Genomic DNA, 22,954 nt, shown 5'->3' with positions numbered 1-22,954 from the left:
GTCATTAGGGGGCCAGGCTCCATGCTTTATGGTGGCGATGCCACCACGGGGGTCATTAATATTATCCTTAAAACCGGCAAAGAGCTTAAAGGCGGCAGCGTCGGTAGCTTTTTGGGTAGCGATGACACCTACGAAGGCTGGGCGCAAGTTGGCCAGAAAACAGACGATTGGGAATATTCATTTTCCGCGCAAGGCGGCACAACCAATGGCAGCCGAGGATTGATTGAGCGCGATGCCCAGTCATTCTTGGATAATCAGTTTGGAACACAAGTCTCCAATGCACCTGGATTTACCAACAATGGCCGGGATGACATTGATGCCAGAATGGACGTGGCCTATAAGGACTGGCTTCGGCTAAGGCTTGGCTACCAACGCTTTAATGATGTCCATACTGGGCAAGGTGCGGCACTCGCACTCGATAAATCAGGCACGACCAACGAAGATGTTTACAACATTGATTTATCGGCTAACCATAAATTCACCAATGACTTGGCGTTAGAATCAAAAGCTTATTTCGTAGGCCAAGATACAAGTTGGAATTGGGGCTTATTGCCGCCAGGGACATTAGGCGGGTTGTTGCCCCAAGGCGCAAAAGTACAAACCACGAATTTCCAGGGAACCACGGGCGTAACCACCCAATTTAATTACACTGGCGTAAAAGATCACAACGTCACCTTGGGAACCGGTATCATTTACAATTGGATCAACAATATCAGCGATAAGCTCAACTATCTCATTACGCCTGGTTTTATCCAACAAATTCCCTTTACAGAACTGTCTGCAATAACGATTGACCCAAACTTAAAATCAAGAAACCGCACCAATTTTTACGCACTATTCCAAGACGAATGGAATTTTGCAACCGATTTTTATCTGACGACAGGGTTACGATACGATTTTTACTCGGATACGGCTGATGGTTTCAGCCCACGAATTTCGTTAGTGTGGAATGCTACCAATAACCTGACCACCAAGCTGCTCTATAGCCGTGCATTTCGGCCACCCTCATTTTTAGAAAAAAACCTGACCGCCACCTCAACGACCATTCTTAAACCGGAAATCATGGATACCGTTGAGTTTCAGGTCGAAAATAAATGGTCAGCACAACTGACTACCTCTGCGAATGCCTATTGGTTTCAATTGGACAACCTGATAACCTCAGCCAGCCAATCCATAGTGACGACAGTGCAACCATTCCCTACCGCGTTTTCTAACGCAAGCAAGATTAACGGGGTTGGCGTTGAATTGGAAGGGCGATTTACCTACAATGACAATTTAAATATATCCTTGAACTACAGCTATCATGGCGTAAGTAACAGTAATAATACCGGCCTCTTGCCGGAACACATGGCAAAAGCACTCATCGACTGGGAGTTTGCCAAAGACTGGGTGATTGGTAGCCAACTGAGTTGGGTGGGCGAAAGGAAACGCCCAGCCAATGACCCAAGGCCAAACCTTGGCAATTACTTTATTGCGGGAGTTACCCTGTCAACCAAGATTGCCAAGCCAGTTGAGTTCACCTTAAGGGTTAACAACATATTCGGAACAAACGCCAAAGAACCCAGTGTTGCACCAACACTTTTGCCGGGTGACTTACCGGTCAATGACCGTTCAGTATTAGGGCAAATCAAGTGGTCGTTTTAAGTACCCACCTCAAACAGCTTAAGGAACAATCCATTATTGTTCCTTTTCTGGAATCAATCAGAAGACCGCACGAAGCATTAATTAACATACACCAAACGCACGGCGATTTAGTCTTAGCCAGTTTTTTCGGCAAAAAAATTCTGTGTGTTTGCCACCCAGATTACATAGAAGAGATTTTTATTCAGGAAGCTAAAGGCTTACTCAACAGAGATTTTCTTTATGAGGCAAAAAGATCGTTCTTTGCCGATAGCTTGTTCAATAGCAAGGCTGATACCTGGGTTAAGCAAAGGCGGATAATGCAACATTTGTTCACCAAGGAAGCGGTGAGCCAATGGCAAGCTATTTTTAAAAGCGAGGCTGAAACCACTAGAGAAAGGCTTAAAGCTACAGTGCCTGCCGAAATTAACCTTTCTTATGAAATTAAAAGATTGGTGCAACGGATCGTAATCAAGGCACTCATGGGGCGTTCCGCCGATACGATCCCCAATAGCGAAGAGATGATACGCACGGTCGAAACCATTAGCCAAAACCTATTGCCGCAACTGGTTACCCAGATAATAAGCGGCGGGAAATTAATGTGGTTGATGCCCATCAAAAAAAGGCGTTACGAAGCTGCCGTTGCAAAACTGGCTGATTTTGTCAGCCAAGAAATAGTGCAAAAGCGCGGGAATCTTGGCCACGATCTTATTTCACAGATGATGCAAGCCACCGACAGTAAGTCTGGCTACACCATGACCCAAGCATTGCTGCACGATGAAGCGGTTAATTTATTTTTCGCTGGTCAAGACACCACGATTAACACATTGGCCTGGTTTTTTTATTTGTTGGGTAAACATGAGGATGTGCATAAGCAAGTGACTGCCGAAATCATAAAATTTAAGGATGATGCATTAACCCCGTCCAACCTTGAAAAGCTCATTGTCACCAAAGCAGCTCTCAACGAAACGCTACGCCTTTATCCGCCATCAGGGGGCATTACAACCCAAGCTGTCGACGATATTTTTGTAGGCGGATATAACATAAGAAAAGGTACAACAATCATTCTCAGCTTATACGTCACCCATCGCCATGCCGAGTTCTGGGAACGCCCCAACGAATTTTACCCGGAGCATTTTTTAAACTCACAAGCAAATGTAGGACGCAGCAAATATGCTTTTTTTCCGTTCGGCAGCGGCTTACATAATTGTCTTGGTCGTCATTTTGCCGAACTTGAAATGATGAGTGTTATTGTCACCCTATTACGAGAATTTGCTTTTAAAACCGATGCCGACATTAATGAAGCCATCAGTGTCACCCTTAAACCGGCGCGTGATCTGGTTATGTCAATAACGCCGTTATGCCAAATTCATCAATAATGTTCGATATGATCATCTTCCTAAATGCTAGACCCATATTGTTAATCAAAAGCAGAATTTAACCCATCATGGAGTAAAGACAATGAAATTACTCGTCGCATCCAGTTTTTCAAGAACTACAAAAGCCATACAAAAAAGTTTATCCAAATTGGGCATCAACAGCGATGACATAACCGTTGTCAGCACCGTTGATGATCTCCTCAACGAACTGAAAACCGATAGCTATCATTTTATTATTACCCAATACTGTATTGATGGCGCGGACATCTGGCAATTGTCCAAACTGGTCAACTCAGCACAATTTTCCGCGCACAGCTTGCCGATTTATTTACTGGAGGAAAGCTGCGAGACCGATATTCCACCGATCTTGGCCAAGGAGCATTCATTTAAAGTCGTTGCATTGGAACATCTTGGAGAGACCTTAACAGCCGCCCATGCCCAGAATGAAATAGCCGGATACCGGCGTGGACGCGAAAATTCTTGTAAAAACAGATTGCTGATTATTGATGATGACGAAGATGCCGCCTTTTTTGCCTGTCACTCACTTAAAGACGAGTATGAAGTTGAGATTGCGTATGACGGACTAACCGGTTACAAGCTTTGGGAAAATAAACGCCATGAACTGGTTTTATTGGACTTGATGTTGCCTGTCATGATGGGTGACATCGTACTTGAAAAAATCATGGAGATTGATGAAAACCAACCGATTATCATCATTACCGGACACGATAAACCCGACAATCACAAAGAATTTTTACTGAATGGCGCAAGCGAATACCTTTGTAAACCCTATACGATGGCCGACCTAAAAGTACATTGCCGGACTATTCTGAACCGGGCAAAACTAATTTACCAAACCCATTACTTAAGAGCTAAATTAGAATCATTAGGGACTTTATTTTGGCAGCTTGACAAAGCCATTACGCATAATGATGATGAAAAAACTGAACAAATCATGACAGCTATAAAGGCAGTCCATCCTTGCAATCTATCCGATGACTATATGCTTAAGTTACAAGTTACGGATGAATATAGAGCTCAAAACAGCCACAGTTGCGATTAAAATCCACGATTGATTGCTGATTTTGAAACTGCATTGACCGTGTTCATCGTATGTAATATATCTTGTATACAGCCATATTTTGTTACGTACGATAGCGTCGGATAGACAAAAGTCAACTAGATTAATAGGTTGCTACTGAACACAATACAATTTCTTTACTCAAAAAACTGAAAACCTTGGAAATACCGAGTTACGGTTAAAATCAATTCATGCGTTCTAAATAGAAAGCAGTTACCAGTTAGTTTTAAATGAGTTAAAGTGGTTCTCCTATATTTAATGTTTGTCCTCGGTCGAATACTGTCGATCCCGATTAAGATCGGCTTTGATTATTGCGGTTACTATATATGTGAAATCAGCTAAAATTTAACGTGGATATTATTTATAGCTGAAATAACTTGAGGATAATGGTGGGGATATGGCTTCAGGTGCATTGTTAAGACAACTTATAAAGTCTGGTTCTGAGGGTGATTCAGAATCTTTTCGTCGTGTTTCGGAAAAAGTTATTCAGGAAGAGCGGGATAAGCAACACCATTTACTTGCCAATGATTTGGAAAAAATTCTGTATGGTCGGCGTAACGCTTTGGAACAACCAAAGCGTCTTATATTTTCGAAATTGCCTGAAGACAAAGAGCGTGGTTTGGCTCTTTTACAGATAAAAGAACCCCTACGCAGTATTGACGATGTTATTTTGTCCGATGAAAATCGCTCGTTACTTGATGAGATTTTGGAAGAGCATCATCGTTTAGAAATTCTTAAATCTAATGGCTTATTTCCTGCCGACAGGCTGCTTTTCTGTGGGCCTCCTGGGTGCGGCAAAACCTTATCTGCGGAAGTTGTTGCAAGCGAATTAGGCTTACCTTTGGCAATTGTCCGGATTGATAGCGTTGTGTCTTCCTTTTTGGGGGAAACTGCGGCAAATCTGCGTAAAGTTTTCGATTTTATAGCATCCGTCCCTATGGTTGTCTTATTCGACGAATTTGATGCTTTAGCAAAAGAGCGAGCTGACAGTGCTGAACATGGTGAGTTAAAACGTGTTGTTAATGCATTTCTACAAATGTTGGATGCTTATGATGGTAAAAGCTTGCTAATCGCTGCCACCAATCACGAAGGGATGCTCGATTCCGCAATTTGGCGACGCTTTGACGAAGTGTTAGTGTTTGAAGCCCCTAATTTGGAACAGCTTAAACGCTTACTTACTATCAAACTTAAAGGTGTACGCAGAGAGTTCGACATCGATAGCAGTAAAATTTCTGGATTGTTTAAAGGCATGTCACATGCTGATGTCGAACGAGTTTTACGTCGTGCTATCAAAGAAAAAGTCTTATCGGGTAAAGAGTTTTTGACCGAGCGGCATATTCAATCCGCTATCCGCCGTGAGGATGCAAGAAGGAATCGGGTTGCTAAACAGGAATAGGTTTTCATGACATCGAGTTATCCACATTTACCATTACAGCGTGAAGAACCAATAACCGAGAAAAGACCAGGAAATTATTTTCCACCTCAACCACCAGCAGATCCGTCAGCTCATGGCAGGGATCTGGGTTTGAAGCTTAAGGAAACTATACGACAAACCGATCAGGATATTGGTGGTTTCGATGACCGCAGGTTATTACGTTTCCTAGTGGATAAAGGCTTTAATCCCGACGAATTAAAAAAAATTTCACGAGAAATAGAATTTGTTAGTCAAGAGGACGACGAAGTTGTGGTGGCGTTTGTTAGCCAATCAGCTTTACAGTCGTTTGAAGCCATTTTGGCATCAATGGGAAAAGGTGAGAGCATCACCAACAAGCAAGTCTATTATGCCTTAAAGGGCATGAGCGGTTGGACTTCTGACGATAGGACTGGTTGGTCATTAAGGCAGGAAGGGTTTCCTGAAACAGACACATTCTATCTCGACATTGAACTGTGGCCGATTGAGGACAATCCCCAAGAACGCCAGCAGCTTTGGAGTAAGTTTGAGTCTTGGCTGAAAGAAAATGGTATCGAATTTCCTGACAGCGTTAAACAGTCTGGGCTGACTATCTATCGTGTCCGTTGTGACCGTGCTCAGGCTGAAAAGCTACTTCGACATCGGGATGTACGGCTTATTGATTTACCTCCGCGTTTTGGCATTAATATAGAACATCTCGCCCCAGATATTCAACAATTCCCAATTATTCAGTCACCGCCACCTTCGGCATCTGGTGTTGTGGTTCTTGATAGTGGGCTTGCGAGTGGACATCCATTGCTGGGGTCTGCGGTAGGTGATGCCCAAAGTTTTTTACCGGGTCATATGGCTGCTGATGAAAGTGGTCATGGTACGCACGTCGCTGGTATTGCACTCTACGGTGATTTGGAAAAATCTATAGAAACTGGCTCATTCATTCCTGAATTGCGTCTTTTTAGTGGGCGTATTTTAGATAGCAATAACGAAAATGACGGCCTGATTGAAAACCATATAGACGCTGCTGTCCGTTATTTTGTCTCCGAATACAGTTGCCGTGTTTTTAATCTATCTTTTGGTGATAGCAGAAAACCTTATCGTAGTGGACATGTTCGCGGCTTGGCATTTACATTGGATAGGCTGTCGCGTGAATTGGGTGTTTTATTTGTCGTTTCGGCTGGCAATGTATTGCCTAGCCAGCTTGATGGCCTAGCTTGGAGACAAGACTATCCAAAGTATTTAATTCATGATGATTGGTCGATAATCGATCCCGCCACAGCGATTAACGCAATAACTGTGGGTAGTTTAGCGCGTTGGGAGGCCAGTTTTAATGCTCTGCGTTATACTTATGACCCTGCTGAATTACCTATAGCTAAAATAAACCAGCCTTCTCCATTTACGAGGCATGGCCCAACTGTTGGTGGGGCTATAAAGCCTGAACTGGTAGCCTTTGGTGGAAATTGGGTATTAAATGTAAGGAACGGTGCAAATCATATTCACGATCAAGGTCTCGGCGAGCTATCGACCAATCTCAATTTCGCTCAAGGTTATCTGTTGGGACTAAAATGCGGTACTAGTTTTGCTGCGCCACATATTACTCATTTGGCTGGAAAAATCTTATCAGAACATCCTGATGCCAGCTCTAATTTAATACGGGCTTTGCTAGTAGCCCATGCAACAATACCGAATTCGTCATCAGAAATTTTTGAAGATGATGATTCAGTAAGAAAAGTATTGGGGTACGGTTTTGTTGATGTGCGAGCATTGCTTAAATCATTGGAAAATGAAGTTACCTTGATTGCCGAAGGAAAAATTGAAAACAAGCGTCACCACTTTTACGAATTGTTGTTACCTGATGATTTTATTTCGTCAGGCAGAAGAAACCGCGAAATAGCTGTCAGTCTAGCACATACCCCTCCGGTAAGGTCAACGCGTGTCACTTACAAAGCTATGCGTTTGGATTACCGTTTAGTCACAGCTCCCGACCTTAGCCATGCGGTCAAAATGTTCAACAAAGCAACTAGCAAAGAAAATTTTGAAAATATCCCTGAATTATCAGGTGCTAGTATTAGCAGAAGTCTTAGAAGTAAAGGCACAGTTCAGGCTGCCAATTGGCAATTCAAACAGTTCAACAGTAATTCCAAATTAAAAAACGAAAAGTTGTTTGTTGTCGTTACCAGAAATGATTACCCCTGGGGTGAGACTGAAACAAAAACCACCGAGGAGTACTCGCTTGTAGTTTGCTTACGTGACCGTGAGAATCAACAAGCTAAACTATACAGCCAAATTCAAAACCGTTTGCAACAGCGTCAACGGGCTAGAGCAAAAGTGTAGTAGAGCCTTTCAAAAGAAATGGTCGGTTGTTTATGGCTAGAAAAGCTTAAGCGAGATGCGTCGTTTATCGGTCAAAGGACTTAGGAATATCCATTTGGTGGACAAGTTTAACAGTAATGATGCAATAATATAAAAATAGTCGCACAGTGAGTATTCAAGTGCTCCTTAACTAGTTGAAATCTAATTGCAATACGCAGGTTTTTAGCTGTTAAAAAATTTTCATGAACTTACACAAATGTTACACATTGTATATATTAATTAAATATATGTTTTATTTCAATTATATATACTAACGGTAGCTATTGAATGGGTGTAGTTACAACATAGCTGCCAAAGTACCACTTTTGCAGAATACGGTACATTGTGATGCAAAACGATGTTAAGTACCGTCCCATTGCGATTGGTTCAAACTACTGTCACTTTCTGAACATGCAATTCGGAATTTTGACCATAAAAACACTGCCTTTCCCCTCACAAGAAGCAACTGAAATATCGCCTCCTAATAATTCGACAAACTGCTTAGTAACCGTAAGCCCAAGTCCTGTCCCACCATATTTGCGACTCATGCTCATATCGACCTGCCAGAACGAATCAAATATCTTGTCGTGGAACTGTTCAGGTATCCCGCAGCCGGTATCGGCCACCTGTAGGGTCAGCCCAGATTCGTCCAGCCACCAATCCAAAGTGATTTCACCATCAACAGTAAACTTGCAGGCATTACTTAACAGGTTATTGACGATGTGGCTTAACAATTCCGCATCAGAGATAATCGAACATTCCTTGTCTCTTAGCTTAAGCCCATTGTTTTTACGTAGCAAGTAGGGGCTTATCTTATCCGCACACGCTTGCATTAACGGAAGTATATCCAAAGGCATGAGTTTAACCGCAACGCTTTTCGCTTCCAATTTACCCTGGAGTAGAATGTTGTTGATCAGGTTATTCAAATCGGCAGTCCTCATCAATGCCCGTTGATGAAATTCCCGCATCAGTTCATTTTCGGAGGTTTCTGGTAACGCCTCTAATGATGTCGCCAAACAATTTTGAATGATGTGCAGTGGCGTTTTCATTTCATGGGAGACGGTCGCCACGATTTGGGTTTTGTATTGGTTGGCGGCCTCGCTGTTTGCGAGGGCAACCTTAAGCTCACTGGTACGGTCGGCAATTTTCTGTTCCAAAATCCGCTCGTTCATCTCGATACGAGATAGCATGTCGTTAAAAGTTTCGCCCATCGCTGTGAGTTCGCTCGAACCGGAGAATGAAACACGACCTCCTGGATTGCCATGAGCAAAACTGTCCAGCTCCCTTATAATTTCAACCAAGGGTTGAGTGAATGTTCCGGAAAATCGCTTCACGCCATTGAATATAATGACCAAAAACACGAAAACGATTATGCCGGACACTGCCAGGATTTGATGTAACAAGGTCGTCAATTCGGTTTTGGATACCACCAATTCGACATAGCCTAAGTACAGGGGCGGTGTTGATTTTGTATCTGCCGATTTTTGTTCATAGCCTCCGGTTGGGCTATCTTGGTAAACAGGCTCATAAAAACACCAATGGTTGTTTGCTTCAACTACAAATGGCCGGGTGAATGCTTGCTTGCTGGTTTTACAATCAACATTGTTGCCAGAGTCGGCTAATAAAGCTTGTTGGTTGGTGTAAATAGCCGCTTTTAGCACGTTCTTGTCGGCAGCAAAGCTATTGGCAATGGCCTCAGACTTTGTTTTTGCGCCCAAGGTGACACTGTATTCAACCGAATGAGCAAAGATGCCGGTATGCTCCTGCCAATAGTGGTTGGTGTACTCGTTGGCATAGTTTTCAATGGCAAGATATAAACATAACATTAACAGGCAACCGGCAACGCCTAAGGTAATAAAAACGATCAGGTTATAGCGTTGCCGTAAGTCAAGCTGGTTGAGTGCATTCATTTTAACTTTACCGAAAATTGATTCAGCACGGATGCTTCAATCCCAATATTAAGATGCTGGGCAACCCGCTGGTTTAAGCCTGCATTGACCGATTGAAGGTTTTCGAAACCGGGTTTGCTGCAAGTGGCTAGGCTGCCAAGTTGCTCACCTAACTTTTCTTCGTCAGGATAAAACACCATCAACACACCACTTTCCAGGTGCGATAAATTGGTGGAGAGCAGGATGATTTTTCGATCCCAGGCAATTTTGGTTATTTCGAACAGAATGTTGCCCGGTAAATTTGCCGGAACAAGGATGGCATCGCTGTTCGTGGCATCCTGTTCCACTAACTGACCAAGCAATCGGATAGTGCTGACCATATCGCCGCCTTCCTTGATGATGATCGGCGGGGTAGTGATTGGCATATCAGCAGAATGAAGTGTTATTGCCGGATGGCTGCTTTCTTGGACGGCATAGACTTTTTTTATAAAGGGGGCTAATTGGGATAATCGTTTAGCTAACCCTTGGCTATCTAAAGCTAAGCTAACACCGGGAGATTCGTCAGGATTGGAATACACCATGCCGACCAAGGTTTGTTTCCGGTAGGTGGTTTTTAGGGTGGCATCGGCGACCCGCTTGCCGAGTGCAATTATTTTATCGGGGTGGTTTCGTTCAAGGTCGCCTTGAAGGTTTTTGGTGCCCTCCGGCACTTCAAGGTGTTCGGTGTGGCTGACTTTTTTTTCAATGCCTTTGATGACTGAAGCGTAAATGCTGTGCAGCGGTTCTTCGACCGCAGGGTAGGCGATCAGGACAAGCGGTTCTTTGGCATGAGCGATGAAACAAATACCAAATAAGAAAAGTAAGAAGAGTTTATAAATCCCTTTGGCCATCAATATGCTTTGCCCGTTTCATTTCCCGGATATAAGGCATATGGTCTATTCCTGTCACCAATTTCCTGCGCCAAAACAAAGGCGAATCATAGCCTTCTTCCCAAAGGGTGATGGATTGGATGGTTTTCCGGCATAGTTCAATCGACAACAATGACGGCATCGCCCGGTCATCAATACGATGGCGTTCAATTGTCCTTATCAACCCGGCAACGGGGTCTTCCACTCCGGGTTTGCGTTCACCTTGCCGGTTATTTACACGGGTAAAATACTCCTTTAAGTCCCGATGTGTTCCCAACATAATTAACGCACCCGCCAACACGCCAGTGACAAAAATATCGGGCTTTGGGTTTAAGCTATCAATGAACATTAATTCGTTACTGAACAGCTTGATGGCTTTCTTGAGATCGATGTCTTCCCGTTCATGGCTCAACCGTTTGTCCTGCAAGGCTCGCGGCCTTCCTCGTAAGGCAATGTTGAGTGCTTCATAGATAAAGCCGCTCTTGATGCGTTCGGAGGTAAACTCCAAGCCCAATTCCTGATAAATCCCTTGGATGATTTCATTGATTGGTAGGGTCTGAAGTCGGTTAGCCTGTGCCTCGGTATTTAAGGCAGTAAAATCAGCCGAAGTTATTACGAATATTTGGGCTTTTAAGGTTTCTGGTGCTTGCAACCTACCGGATTGCCATAGGGCTTTTCGGGTTTTACCGTCATATTTATACAATTCATCGTCCACCTTCATTAATGAAACCAGGTGTGAATAGGGTGATAGGCAAGTCGTTTGTTGTAGGAACAACCAATGGTTGTCATCCTGGTCTGCTATCTGCTCAAAAAATAAAGGTTCTTTGGCTTCAACCCACTCGGTATAGGTCATCTCAACTAAAGAATAATCCGTATCAGGGGAATAATAAAGTGTTTTCATATTACGCATTAATTTTACGTTTACTTATGATTATATCCAATTGATTATATTGTTATTATTAATATATTATTATTTGTTATTGTAACTTAATGTAAATAATGCTTTATTTTTACAAACTGTTGTGGTATTTTAACAGCTAAGCATTCAACTTTAGCAATTTTTACCCGAAGTGAGCAACTTCACGGCGCTAATTGGGAGTTTACACCATGACTGAACTTTCCCTTGTAGGATCAGAACCGGGATATAAAGACAGGGTCATTGTCAAACTGGAGCGGGACTTGGGCCCGGTCATCCTGAAAGCCTTGCGCGAACCCAAAACCATCGAGGTGATGGTGAACGCCGACGGCAACATCTGGCAAGAGCAACTGGGCTTGCCGATGGCCTGCATCGGCACACTTGCCCCCTCCCAGACTGAAGCTATTATCAAGACCGTCTCTGGTTACCATAGCAAAGAAGTCACCCGACTGAAACCCGTCATCGAAGGCGAACTCCCCATCCAAACTGCCTCCCGGTCGCTGCCGCGTTTTGCAGGCTCCTTACCGCCGGTTGTCCCCGAACCGGTCTTTGCCATCCGCATCGGCGCATCGGCCATTTTTTCGTTGGCGGATTATGTTGCTCAGGACATCATGACGCAGCAACAGGCGGAGGGTATTCAAACTGCCATTAAAGATCATCGCAATATTCTGGTCACGGGCGGTACGGGGTCTGGCAAGACCACCCTCATTAATGCCATCATCCAGGCGATGGTGGTTCATGACCCGTCAGAACGCATCGTCATCATCGAAGATACCGGCGAAATACAATGTTCGGCAACCAACTTTGTACAGTTCCACACCACTTTCGATGTCAACATGGCGATGTTGTTAAAAACCACGCTCAGGATGCGGCCTGACCGTATTTTAGTTGGCGAGGTGCGCGGGGCTGAGGCGTTAGACCTGTTGATGGCCTGGAACACCGGCCATGAAGGTGGGGCGGCAACCCTACATGCCAATAATGCCAGAGCCGGGTTGATCCGGTTGGCGATGCTGATCAGCATGAACCCGGATTCGCCTAGGCCAATAGAACCCTTGATCGGCGAGGCCATGCACCTGATTATCCATATTGCCAAGACCCCGAAAGGACGCAAAATCACGGAAATCATTGAAATCTCAGGCTACGACGGTAGCCAGTACCGGATCAGAACCCTATGTGAGCCTTAAATCCTTCAGGAGGTAAGCAGAATATGCTATTCCTATCGTTAAACATAAAGCTGGTTGTCTTGTTAATCTTACTGGTATTTTCAGTATCGTATTTACCGGAAGCCCTCGCCAGTACTGCTGGTGGCGCAAAACCCATGCCCTATGTGGCTTGGTTGGATAATTTACGGGCATCAACCTCTGGTCCTGTTGCCTATACCCTTTCATTGATCGGCATTATCGTCTCCGGCGGCATTCTGATCTTCGGTGGGGATTTGAATGGTTTTTTCCGAACGCTAATCTTTATTGTTTTGGTCACTGCACTGATTGTTGCCGCCGACAATACCTTACGTACCTTACAAGCCGGTGCAGAAATTACCCCACCACCCCTTTTAAGCAGGCCAGTGCTACCTCAGGCGTTGTTGTCCCGTCCCCCTGGTGACGCAACGCCGCTTTTTTGCCCTGGTTTTGAAGGTAAGGTGTCATGGCTCTAAATCCTATCCCAATCCGAAAAAGCGGCAACCGCGATAACTTATTTCTTGGCGGTGACCGGGAAATGGTGATGTTTTCCGGCTTATGCGCCTTTGCTCTCATCATCACCGCCCAAGAATGGACGGCATTTTTTGTGGGGACGTTTATCTGGTTCGGGGCGATCTTTGCACTTCGGCTCATGGCTAAGGCTGATCCCAAGCTGCGCTGGGTGTATTTGCGACATCGCCTGTACAAACGCTTTTACCCGCCCCAAAGCACCCCGTTCCGTGACAACACCGACAGCCAGGGGAGATGTTACCGATGATCCCGCTCATTATTGGCATCGCGGCATTAGGGTTAGTATTCCTGGCAACCTTGGGCAAGCAAGTCTTCGACTTGAACAACCAAGCCAGCTTAAAACGGCACCGTTCCAAGGAAGCCGGACTTGCCGACCTGTTAATGTACTCGGCCTTGGTCGCTGACGACGTAGTAGTTTGTAAAAACGGCTCGTTTATGATGGCCTGGATTTTCCAATGCGCCGATGCGGGCAGCAGCACGGACGAACAAAAAGAGTCTGTTAGGCTTCGTATTAATACCGCGTTAGCCAAGCTCGGCAACGGTTGGGTGTTACATATTGATGCCGTCCGTCGTGTCGCAACTAACTATTCGGACAAAGCGGCCTCGCATTTCCCGGATCTTATAACCGAAGCCATCGATGAAGAACGCCGCCGCCTGTTTGAAAGCATCGGCACAATGTATGAAGGTTACTTTGTGCTGACGGCAACCTATTTTCCGCCTTTATTGGCGCAACAGAAGTTTGTCGAACTGATGTTTGACGACGACAACAAAAAAACCGATAAATCCGCATTAACCCAGGATTTAATCAAGTCCTTCCGGCATGAGTGCGAAAGCCTGGAATCGCGGTTGTCCCTGGCATTTTCATTAGATCGGCTCAAAGGCAGGTCGCAAGTGCAAGAGGATGGCAGTATTAGTATTGAACATGATTTCCTGCGCTGGCTGCACTATTGCGTGACCGGACTCAGCCACCCGATCCAATTGCCCAAAAACCCAATTTACCTGGACAAGCTGATTGGCGGCAAGGAGTGCTGGATGGGGGTCATCCCCAAAATCGGCATACACTTTATAGGCGTTGTCGCGATTGACGGTTTTCCCTTTGATTCCACCCCCGGCATGTTGAATGCCCTGACCGAAATCAACTCCGAATACCGCTGGTCGAGCCGGTTTATCTTTATGGATGGCCATGAAGCCGTCGCCCACCTGGAAAAATACCGCAAGAAATGGCGGCAGAAGGTGCGTGGCTTTTTTGACCAGGTGTTTAACCTCAATTCCGGCCATATTGACCAGGATGCCGCCGCGATGGTGGCCGATGCCGAAGCCGCCATCGGCGAGACCAACAGCGGCTTGGTAGGGCAAGGCTACTATACCAGTGTGGTGGTCTTGATGAACGAAGACCGTGGGCAACTGCTAAAAGACCAGCGCATCGTCGAAAAACTCATCAATAAATTGGGCTTTTCGGCACGGATCGAAAGCATCAATGCGATGGATGCCTTTTTCGGCAGTTTGCCCGGTCATGCCGTGGAAAATGTCCGCAGACCCATCGTCAATTCCCTGAACCTCGCCGACTTGATGCCGAGCAGTTCAATCTGGACGGGGCTTAATACGTGCCCCTGCCCGCTGTACCCGCCCAGTTCACCGCCGTTGATGTCCTGTGTCACCCACGGTTCAACCCCGTTCAGGTTAAACCTCCATGTCAGGGATGTCGGCCACACCATCATGTTCGGCCCTACCGGTTCAGGCAAATCGACCCATTTGGCCTTGTTGGTGGCGCAATTGCGCCGTTATCAAGGCATGACGATCTATGCCTTCGATAAGAGTATGTCGTTGTATCCGCTTACAGCGGCTATCCGGGCGGTCACCCGTGGCAATAGCGGCAAGCATTTCGATATCGCCTCCGATGACGAGTCATTATCCTTCTGCCCCCTGCAATTCCTCGACAGCAAAAGTGACCGGGCGTGGGCGATGGAATGGATAGACAATTTATTAGCGTTAAACGGTGTCGATACCACCCCCGACCAACGTAACGAAATTGCCCTGGCGATCCTCAACATGCACCAGAGCGGCTCTAAAACCCTGTCCGAATTTACGGTGACGATCCAGGATGAGAAAATCCGCTCTGCCATGGCGCAATATATGGTCGACGGCAGCATGGGAACTCTCCTGGATGCCGAATCTGATGGGCTGGAGTTGTCTGACCTCACTGTTTTTGAAATAGAAACCTTGCTGAGTTTAGGTGACCGCACTGCCTTGCCTGTGTTGCTGTATCTATTCCGCCGTATTGAAAAAAGCCTGACCGGTCAGCCTGCCGTTATACTCCTGGATGAAGCCTGGATCATGTTGGGACATCCAGTCTTCCGGAACAAAATCCAGGAATGGCTTAAAGTCATGCGGAAAGCCAACTGTCTGGTGTTGATGGCAACGCAGAGTTTAAGCGATGCCGCCAACTCTGGCATCCTCGATAATATCCTGGAAGCGACGGCAACTAAGCTATTTTTGCCTAACCTCTATGCCAGGGACGAGGATACCAGCGCCTTATACCGGCGCATGGGCTTGAACAACCGCCAAATTGAAATCCTGGCAACAGCTATCCCCAAAAGGCAGTATTACTATGTTTCAGAATCAGGTCGTCGCCTTTATGACTTGGCTCTGGGTTCATTCGCCTTGGCGTTTGTGGGTTCATCCGATAAAGAATCCGTGGCTACGATCAAGCAACTGGAAGCCAAACATGGCGACCAATGGATTGATGAGTGGTTGGCGCGTAAAAACGTAAGCCATCAACAGTTGTTATCTATCCGGGAGGTTACCCCATGAACTATTTTACAAAAAAACCGTTAACCTCACCCACCATCACCAGGGAAAAGCTGACCGACAACCCTTATTTCAATGCCCGACGATCTTGGAACGATAACCTTATATCCCTTGCTGTCGAACGGCAAACTATTATCCTGCTGGCATTATTGGCCTTGTTGGTGGGTTTGGCGGGGGTGGGCGGGATTATTTATATCGGTAGCCAGACCAAATTTGTGCCGCATATTATCGAGGTCGATAAACTGGGGCAACCATTGGCTATCGGGTCTGCCGAAGGCCTGAACGATGCTAATAAGCAATTGGTCATCCGGTCAAGGCTGGCATCCCTGGTCAGCGATGCCCGGATGGTGACCCCGGATGCCCAGCTCCAGACCGATGCCATTTATCGTGTCTATGCCTCGATCACCCGAAGCGATCCCGCCATGGAAAAGATGAACCAGTGGTACAACGGCACTGACAAGTCCACGCCCTTTGTGCGGGCGCAAAAGGAAACGGTGTCGGTACAAATTGATTCGGCGCTCCCCTTGAGCGAAGAAACCTGGCAACTCGATTGGACGGAAACCACCCGTGACCGCCAAGGTTCTGAAGCCAAACCGCCGGAAAAATGGCGGGCGCTCATTACCGTCTACCTGGTCGCACCGACACCTGAAACGACTGAGGAACAGCTCTTTAAGAATCCATTAGGGATTTATATCAAGGATTTTTCCTGGAGCAAACAATTAGGAGGGCAATCTTAATGGTCAAAATGCCTTTCTTTATGGCTTTGTATGCACTTTCGTTAACTGCTCAAGCCCAAAGCCCAGGACTACCGCCACTACCATCGGACATTGTTAACGACTACGGCAACCTGCCTGATGTCTATCTAGGGGAGAAAAACCCGGTGCTGTCGCCCCTGGAAAAACAAGCCTTAGAGATAGGTAATCAATGGCGAAATCCTGGCAAACACCACGGTGTCGCCCCAAGCCAGGGAAAACAGGGTTTTATCCAGTTTGTGTTCGGGGCAAGCCAACCCCGGGTCGTTTGCGCGGTACTCCAGGTTTGTGATATTGCCTTACAACCGGGCGAACAGATTTCCGGGGTGAATATGGGCGATACCGCAAGATGGTTATTAGAACCAGCCGTAGCTGGTCATGGAATCAATGAAATCCAGCATATTATTGTTAAACCCTTGGCCATAAATCTCAATACCAACATGGTCGTCACCACTGACCGCAGGACTTATAACATCCAGCTACGCTCACACCGGAGCGAATACATGGCACAAATATCGTTTATTTACCCGGAAGAGGCCCTGGAGAAATGGAAACATTTGCACCAAAGGGCAGAAAAAACAAAAGATCAGCAAACCCTGCCAGAAACCGGCGAATACCTGGGCAACCTTAACTTTGGCTACAGCGTTAGCGGCGATACGGCTTGGAAACCGGTTCGGGTTTTTAACGATGGCGTAAAAACGGTCATCCAAATGCCGGAAACGATGGCACAAACCGAAGCCCCGACGTTATTGGCGATCCGTGAGAAAAGTGGCCTGTTTACCGATGATGAGCAAGTCCTGGTCAATTACCGGGTGCAGTCGAACCGTTATATCGTCGATGGCCTGCCCGATAAGGTTATCTTGGTGGCTGGCGTAGGCAGCGACCAGGATAAGATCACTATTGAACGGGAGCATTAGCCATGAAGCCTATGTTAATAACCGCGAATGCTTTGTACCTATTGTTGCTCTCGGCCTGTGCTAATCAATCTCTCGTGCTACCCTTGCCTGAAACCGCATTCACAACCATAGCCAAAGACGCTACCGGACAACTGGCAACTTTATATCCCCCCGCACAAACCCATTTTGTGCTGGAATCGGGTGAGGGGAATGTATTTAACAAACGGTTTAAAACCCAACTTCGTAACAGTGGTTATGCGTTGCATGAAACCGAGGATGCCGCTAACCATAATTCTGGTGGCAAACAACTATCCTACGTCCTGGATGCCCTAACGGATGTCTCGCAGTACGGCTATTACCGCTTGACGCTGAATATTGGCGATGAACAACTGAGCCGCCTGTACGATGCGAATGATTTAGGCAAACCTAACTATTGGTCTTATCGCAGATGAACGACAACCTTTCTGATGATTTCGGGCTGGACGACGACCTTGAAGTAGGGGCTGGCGTTCGCCGAGTCAATAACGTGCCTTTATACATTATTATTGCGGTTTCGGTTGTGTTTGTTTTAACGATGATGTTGGTTATGTACCATCGCAGCCAGAATCAATTACGGCAGGAAAAAGTTGACCAAGAACATCCCAGCGAATCCACTGAGCAAGCAAGCCAAATAATTGGCAATCATCGAGCCGGTTTTATCCCCTCCGCCAAGCCGACGCTCGTCATGCCGGAACAACTGCCGCTGCCAAAATCAAAGGGAAACCAAGCCCAACCTTTTCCGCCCACACCTAATGACGTTCCTTTCAAAGATGAAAAACAGGCAGCATTGGAAGCTGAACTGCAAGGGCTTCGTAGCGCCAAACTTGAGCAAACCAAGACGGCAATTAGTTCAAAATCAGTCGTACCAATAGCTTCCGTTGAAACTCATAAAGTTGAGAATACCTTAGCAGAACAACTCGACGGTTTGAAAAACGAGATAGACAATAACAGCGTTTTATCACGAGACCCCATCGAACGTTATAAACAAACCATTGCCAACTTAAAGTCCGCTGGAATCATCCCAACGGTAACCGGACAAGGACTTGCTAATAATGATAGCTATCGAACTTTCGACAATGTAGATGGTTTTAATCGTTGGAAGTCGTCGTCGCAACTCGAACCACCCGAATCACGCTATGAAGTACGCGCCGGTTTTGTGATCCCTGGTACTTTAATAGGCGGCATTAATTCCGACAGTCCCGGCCAAATCGTGGCGCAAGTAGGGCAAAATGTCTATGACACGGCTACTGGACGCTTTTTATTGATCCCTTTGGGTTCAAGGTTAGTGGGCAGCTATGACAGTGATGTCACCTATGGTCAAGAAAGGTTGATGGTTGCTTGGCAACGTATTATTTTTCCAGACGGCAAAGCCCTCGATATTGGTGCGATGCCGGGGGCTGACAGTTCAGGCTATTCAGGCTTTAACGACCAAACCAACCATCATTTTGTCCGCACTTTCGGTTCGGCCTTCCTAATGTCTGCGGTTATTGCGGCTACTTCCCTGTCACAGTTAAACGGCAACAACGCTGGTGGCAATAATGGCCAATATTACAATCAACAAACCACCGCTGGTGCTTTGAACCAAGCCTTAGGCCAGCAATTGGGGCAAGTCACCGCACAAATGATCGCCAAAAACCTGGATATTGCCCCAACCCTTCAAATCCGCCCTGGCTTCCGCTTTAACGTGGTGGTCACCAAAGACCTCAACTTCACCAAGCCATACCAGGCTTTTGATTATTCGTTACAGGAGTGAACTGATGAAAACCTTACAGCTATTGCTATTCCTGATTACTGTCACCCTGACAATGCCGGTACGCGCTATTTTTGGTGTGGGCGATATTGTCTACGACCCGAGCAACTTTGCCCAAAACATTACTGCCGCAATATCGGAGGTGACCCAGGAACTCAAGCAGGTCGAGCAATACACCACCCAGCTACGCGAATTGATGACTGCAAAGCAGCAACTTGACGACATGGTGCAAAACACCAAGCAACTTACCCATTTTAATTGGGACGATGCCCAAGGTACGCTGTCGCAATTATTGGGCGTGACCAATACCATTGACACTTATAAAAACCAACTGGGCAGTTTCGATAGCTTCCTAGGTAAATTCCAGACAATTGACTATTACCGGAACTTGCCCTGTATTGGCAGCAACACCTGCACGGCTACCGACCGTGCCAGCCTAGCTGAAAGCGATCGCTTAAGCTCGGATTCGAGAAAAAAGGCGAACGATGCGCTCTTCAGGGGTATTGACTTGCAACAACAAACCCTGCAAAAAGACTCTGAACATTTGCAGGAATTGCAACAAGCCGCCCAATCATCGACAGGCCGTTTACAAGTCCTGCAAGCCGCCAACGAACTGGCCAGCGAACAAACTAACCAATTGCTCCAAATTCGGGGACTATTGTTAGCACAACAAAATGCCTTGGCTACCCAAATGGAAGTCCAGAACGACAAGGAAGCCAGGGCGATGGCCTTGGAGGAAAAGTTTAAGAGCGGCAAATACATGCCTGCCAAAGAAACGGGGTATTAATGTTATGAAAACTATCATCCTATTATTTCGTCAAAACCGAATGGCCAGCATTGTTGTGCTGCTGGTTTTAATTCTAGCCGTCTTGGTGATTGTGATTAACCAGAAAGGTGAACAAAACCTTTTGCAACACCATGTAGCTACAGAACAAAAAACCAAGATGGATAAATTCAAAAGCGGGACTTACAAACCCGCAAAGGAAATTGGTTATTAGTGCCATGAACTTCTTATCCATCATCATCCAGCATAAATTGAAAGCCGCCATTATTGTCTTGTTAAGCCTGGTTATGTGCGGGCTAGCCGTCGTTTATCGTCAACAGGCAGAAACCCAAATAGTTTTGAACCAGTTAGTAAGCAATGAAGTAAACAAGCATCAGACAGGTCAGGAGATAGAACAGCTTATCTCTATTCTAAAAAGCATCCAGGCCACGCAAGCAGAGCAAAGTACATTGCTTGCTAAATTGGCCGCTACCCACCCTGAGCCCAATAAAATACCCGCCTCCAAAATGAAAAAGTTTAAACAAGGTGCTTACAAACCCGCAAAGGCGACCGGGTACTAGGTGAAAACATGCCAAGCAGAAAAAACGTCGGTATTATTTTGGTGTTATGCCTATCGCTAATGGTAGCCAATGAGGTGTCTGCCGCTGCACTGGATGCCGATGCTTTTAATCAAGTGATGGCCAAATACCAAACGGCGGCAACTGGCTGGGAAAGCACGATCAAAAAACACGCCTACCAATTATTTTGGGGTTTGACGCTCATCAGTATGGTATGGACATTTGGCATATTGGCCCTTAAAAAAGCCGACATTTCAGATTTCTTTGTTGAATTGATCCGCTTTTTGGGTTTCACCGGGTTTTATTTATGGTTGCTGGACAACGGCCCACAGATGGCAATGGCATTTATCGATTCCTTGAAAGGGATTGCTGGTGAAGCCGCACATGTTTCCAGTGTGGTAACACCGGGAACAGTCATCAATATGGCACTGGATTTTTTTACCAAAATAATCGATGCCACGGATTTCTCAATCGGGTCGATGGCGCAGGCCATCGTCGCCACCGGGATTGCCTTGGTCATTTTGGCGTTGTTCGGCTTGATTGCTGTCAACATGATGTTGCTCACAATCGCAGGCTGGATTTTGGCGTATGCCGGAATATTCTTTTTAGGCTTTGGCGGTTCACGGTGGACTTCCGATATTGCCATTGCTTTCTATAAGAATGTGTTGATGGTGGGTACGCAGTTGATGGTCATGATCTTAATTGTCGGCATTGGTCAAACTTTCTTGAGTGATTTAATCAATACCTTATCTGCTGAGGTAGTATTAAAAGAACTGGGCGTTATCCTGCTGGCCACCATTGCCTTGTATAGCTTGGCGAATAAAGTGCCAACGATGGTGTCTTCCATCGTCACTGGGCATATCAATACTGGCCATATTGGGCAAGCAGGAACGGGCGCATTGCTGGCCGGTGCCGCAACAGCCGCAGCGGTTGCAAACCAAGCCGCCCAAGCAGCTATTTCAACAGCACAATCGATGTCAGGTGGCGTTATGGCAATTCAAGCAGCCATGAAGAGTTCAAGCGGAGATAACCAAACTGCTTCCAACACGTCATCCATGTTAGGAAATAGCGGAAGCAATACCAATAATTCAGGCAGCAACTCACTCGCATCGGCGATGGGGGATGCGGTCGGCAGCATCGGTGGTATTGGAAACACAAGCCCATTAACTTCCAGTGAAAACCAGACTGAACAACAAGCCAGTAGTTCAAGCCCGTCTTCATCAGTTTCCAGCCAAAAAGGCGGCGGTGAATCGATGGGCAAAGCCCTGGCCAGGGGTATTGGCGAGTTGGCGAAAGATAAAATCGCCCAAACAAAGCAGAATATCCGTGAAAACACCTTTGGCGGCAAATTGGCGACGGCGATTGTCAATCCGGGGGCATTAGCACAACAACGTGGAGGCATGAAAACCAGCAAAGAAATTCCTGACTTTAATGCTGAAGTCGCTACTTTCCGGGATAAAAAGACGAAAATTGGGTAAACAAGCCATGCAAGCGGATATTCCAGCACATTACCAAGAAGAACGGATTGAATGTTCAATCCAAGCGGCGAACCATTACCAAATCCCTCCCTTGGTCTTGCTGGCAGTGGCAGAACAGGAAGGCGGAAAGCCGGGACAAAAAGTACGCAACAACAATGGTACGTATGATTATGGGACAATGCAAATCAACACGGTTTCACTAATGGATTTACGGAAATACGGCATCCGCGAACACCATGTCTTGGCCAAAGGCTGTTACCCCTATTTATTGGCTGCATGGCGGCTTGCTGGCCATCTCCAATATGACAAGGGCGACATCTGGCAACGCGCCGCAAATTACCACTCCAGGACACCTTACTACAATAGCACCTATCGCTTAAAACTCATTCGACGGGCGGCCAAAATTGCCGACCGTTCAGACGCCAAGCAAACTGCGCCTGAATTATTAGTTCATTTGCCACCACAATCGGCAAAGCCGTTTAAACAAGGGAAATCCACCCAATACCGACAACAATTCTCGGCCTATTCTGCACCGATAAGGGTCAAAGGCTTCGACAAGCTTAATGCCTATCCGCTCCAATTCAAACAACGTGGCTGGTTTGGGGAAACACCAGCCACTGCAGGATGGTAA

At 46.2% G+C, this 22,954-nt stretch carries 21 protein-coding genes; 18 read left to right on the top strand and 3 right to left on the bottom strand.

Annotated features, from left to right (window positions below):
* The 5 genes from ABL924_RS06710 to ABL924_RS06690 form a co-directional block, all read left to right on the top strand.
* On the top strand, positions 1 to 1,644 hold a 1,644-nt coding region (locus tag ABL924_RS06710; RefSeq protein WP_349026304.1), incomplete at its 5' end, for a TonB-dependent receptor.
* On the top strand, positions 1,632 to 2,999 hold the full coding sequence (locus ABL924_RS06705) for a cytochrome P450 (RefSeq protein WP_349026303.1): 1,368 nt from the start codon (positions 1,632 to 1,634) through the stop codon (positions 2,997 to 2,999). The genes ABL924_RS06710 and ABL924_RS06705, both read left to right, overlap by 13 nt.
* Positions 3,000 to 3,081: 82 nt before the next feature.
* Positions 3,082 to 4,062 (top strand): response regulator, encoded by a 981-nt coding sequence (locus ABL924_RS06700; protein ID WP_349026302.1) that lies wholly within the window; start codon positions 3,082 to 3,084, stop codon positions 4,060 to 4,062.
* A 415-nt stretch (positions 4,063 to 4,477) separates the two neighbouring features.
* Entirely contained in the window at positions 4,478 to 5,476 is a 999-nt protein-coding gene (locus ABL924_RS06695) for an AAA family ATPase (protein ID WP_349026301.1), read from the top strand.
* 6 nt (positions 5,477 to 5,482) lie between these two features.
* Positions 5,483 to 7,819: a S8 family peptidase gene (locus ABL924_RS06690; RefSeq protein WP_349026300.1), complete on the top strand. Its 2,337-nt coding sequence runs from the start codon at positions 5,483 to 5,485 to the stop codon at positions 7,817 to 7,819.
* Positions 7,820 to 8,235: 416 nt separating this feature from the next.
* Here ABL924_RS06690 and ABL924_RS06685 read toward each other — a convergent pair whose 3' ends face one another.
* From ABL924_RS06685 to ABL924_RS06675, 3 genes are read right to left on the bottom strand one after another with little or no spacing between them, the layout of a single operon-like run.
* Positions 8,236 to 9,747 (bottom strand): ATP-binding protein, encoded by a 1,512-nt coding sequence (locus ABL924_RS06685; RefSeq protein WP_349026299.1) that lies wholly within the window; start codon positions 9,745 to 9,747, stop codon positions 8,236 to 8,238.
* A complete protein-coding gene (locus ABL924_RS06680; protein ID WP_349026298.1) occupies positions 9,744 to 10,616 on the bottom strand; it encodes a hypothetical protein in 873 nt (290 codons plus the stop codon). The genes ABL924_RS06685 and ABL924_RS06680 overlap by 4 nt, the downstream gene beginning before the upstream one ends.
* A complete protein-coding gene (locus ABL924_RS06675) occupies positions 10,597 to 11,535 on the bottom strand; it encodes a hypothetical protein (protein WP_349026297.1) in 939 nt (312 codons plus the stop codon). Before ABL924_RS06675 ends, ABL924_RS06680 begins: the two co-directional genes overlap by 20 nt.
* A gap of 206 nt (positions 11,536 to 11,741) precedes the next feature.
* On the opposite strand from ABL924_RS06675, the gene trbB reads away from it, so the two are divergent.
* From trbB to ABL924_RS06610, 13 genes are read left to right on the top strand one after another with little or no spacing between them, the layout of a single operon-like run.
* Positions 11,742 to 12,734 carry a P-type conjugative transfer ATPase TrbB gene (trbB, locus tag ABL924_RS06670; RefSeq protein ID WP_349026296.1) on the top strand — a complete coding sequence of 331 codons (993 nt, stop codon included), beginning with the start codon at positions 11,742 to 11,744 and terminating at the stop codon, positions 12,732 to 12,734.
* A 23-nt stretch (positions 12,735 to 12,757) separates the two neighbouring features.
* Positions 12,758 to 13,204, top strand: a complete 447-nt coding sequence (locus ABL924_RS06665) for a TrbC/VirB2 family protein (RefSeq protein ID WP_349026295.1) — start codon at positions 12,758 to 12,760, stop codon at positions 13,202 to 13,204.
* A complete protein-coding gene (locus ABL924_RS06660; RefSeq protein WP_349026294.1) occupies positions 13,195 to 13,506 on the top strand; it encodes a conjugal transfer protein TrbD in 312 nt (103 codons plus the stop codon). Before ABL924_RS06665 ends, ABL924_RS06660 begins: the two co-directional genes overlap by 10 nt.
* Entirely contained in the window at positions 13,503 to 16,070 is a 2,568-nt protein-coding gene (locus ABL924_RS06655) for a VirB4 family type IV secretion/conjugal transfer ATPase (protein ID WP_349026293.1), read from the top strand. The genes ABL924_RS06660 and ABL924_RS06655 overlap by 4 nt, the downstream gene beginning before the upstream one ends.
* Entirely contained in the window at positions 16,067 to 16,804 is a 738-nt protein-coding gene (locus ABL924_RS06650) for a VirB8/TrbF family protein (RefSeq protein ID WP_349026292.1), read from the top strand. Before ABL924_RS06655 ends, ABL924_RS06650 begins: the two co-directional genes overlap by 4 nt.
* Entirely contained in the window at positions 16,804 to 17,736 is a 933-nt protein-coding gene (gene trbG / locus ABL924_RS06645) for a P-type conjugative transfer protein TrbG (protein ID WP_349026291.1), read from the top strand. The genes ABL924_RS06650 and trbG overlap by 1 nt, the downstream gene beginning before the upstream one ends.
* 2 nt (positions 17,737 to 17,738) lie before the next feature.
* On the top strand, positions 17,739 to 18,167 hold the full coding sequence (locus ABL924_RS06640) for a hypothetical protein (protein ID WP_349026290.1): 429 nt from the start codon (positions 17,739 to 17,741) through the stop codon (positions 18,165 to 18,167).
* Positions 18,164 to 19,507 carry a TrbI/VirB10 family protein gene (locus tag ABL924_RS06635; protein ID WP_349026289.1) on the top strand — a complete coding sequence of 448 codons (1,344 nt, stop codon included), beginning with the start codon at positions 18,164 to 18,166 and terminating at the stop codon, positions 19,505 to 19,507. Before ABL924_RS06640 ends, ABL924_RS06635 begins: the two co-directional genes overlap by 4 nt.
* Before the next feature lie 4 nt (positions 19,508 to 19,511).
* Positions 19,512 to 20,291, top strand: a complete 780-nt coding sequence (gene trbJ, locus ABL924_RS06630; protein WP_349026288.1) for a P-type conjugative transfer protein TrbJ — start codon at positions 19,512 to 19,514, stop codon at positions 20,289 to 20,291.
* Between the two features lie 4 nt (positions 20,292 to 20,295).
* The gene (locus ABL924_RS06625) at positions 20,296 to 20,502 is read left to right on the top strand and encodes a hypothetical protein (protein ID WP_349026287.1); all 207 of its coding nucleotides are present in this window, start codon (positions 20,296 to 20,298) and stop codon (positions 20,500 to 20,502) included.
* A 4-nt stretch (positions 20,503 to 20,506) separates the two neighbouring features.
* On the top strand, positions 20,507 to 20,848 hold the full coding sequence (locus tag ABL924_RS06620) for a hypothetical protein (protein ID WP_349026286.1): 342 nt from the start codon (positions 20,507 to 20,509) through the stop codon (positions 20,846 to 20,848).
* A gap of 8 nt (positions 20,849 to 20,856) precedes the next feature.
* Positions 20,857 to 22,323 carry a P-type conjugative transfer protein TrbL gene (gene trbL, locus ABL924_RS06615; protein WP_349026285.1) on the top strand — a complete coding sequence of 489 codons (1,467 nt, stop codon included), beginning with the start codon at positions 20,857 to 20,859 and terminating at the stop codon, positions 22,321 to 22,323.
* The gene (locus tag ABL924_RS06610) at positions 22,316 to 22,954 is read left to right on the top strand and encodes a muramidase (protein ID WP_349026284.1); all 639 of its coding nucleotides are present in this window, start codon (positions 22,316 to 22,318) and stop codon (positions 22,952 to 22,954) included. The genes trbL and ABL924_RS06610 overlap by 8 nt, the downstream gene beginning before the upstream one ends.

The organism is Methyloglobulus sp. (genome assembly GCF_040079455.1).
GTDB lineage: Bacteria > Pseudomonadota > Gammaproteobacteria > Methylococcales > Methylomonadaceae > Methyloglobulus.
Note: the sequence above shows the minus strand (reverse complement) of the source record. Positions and strands in the feature narration are given on the sequence as shown.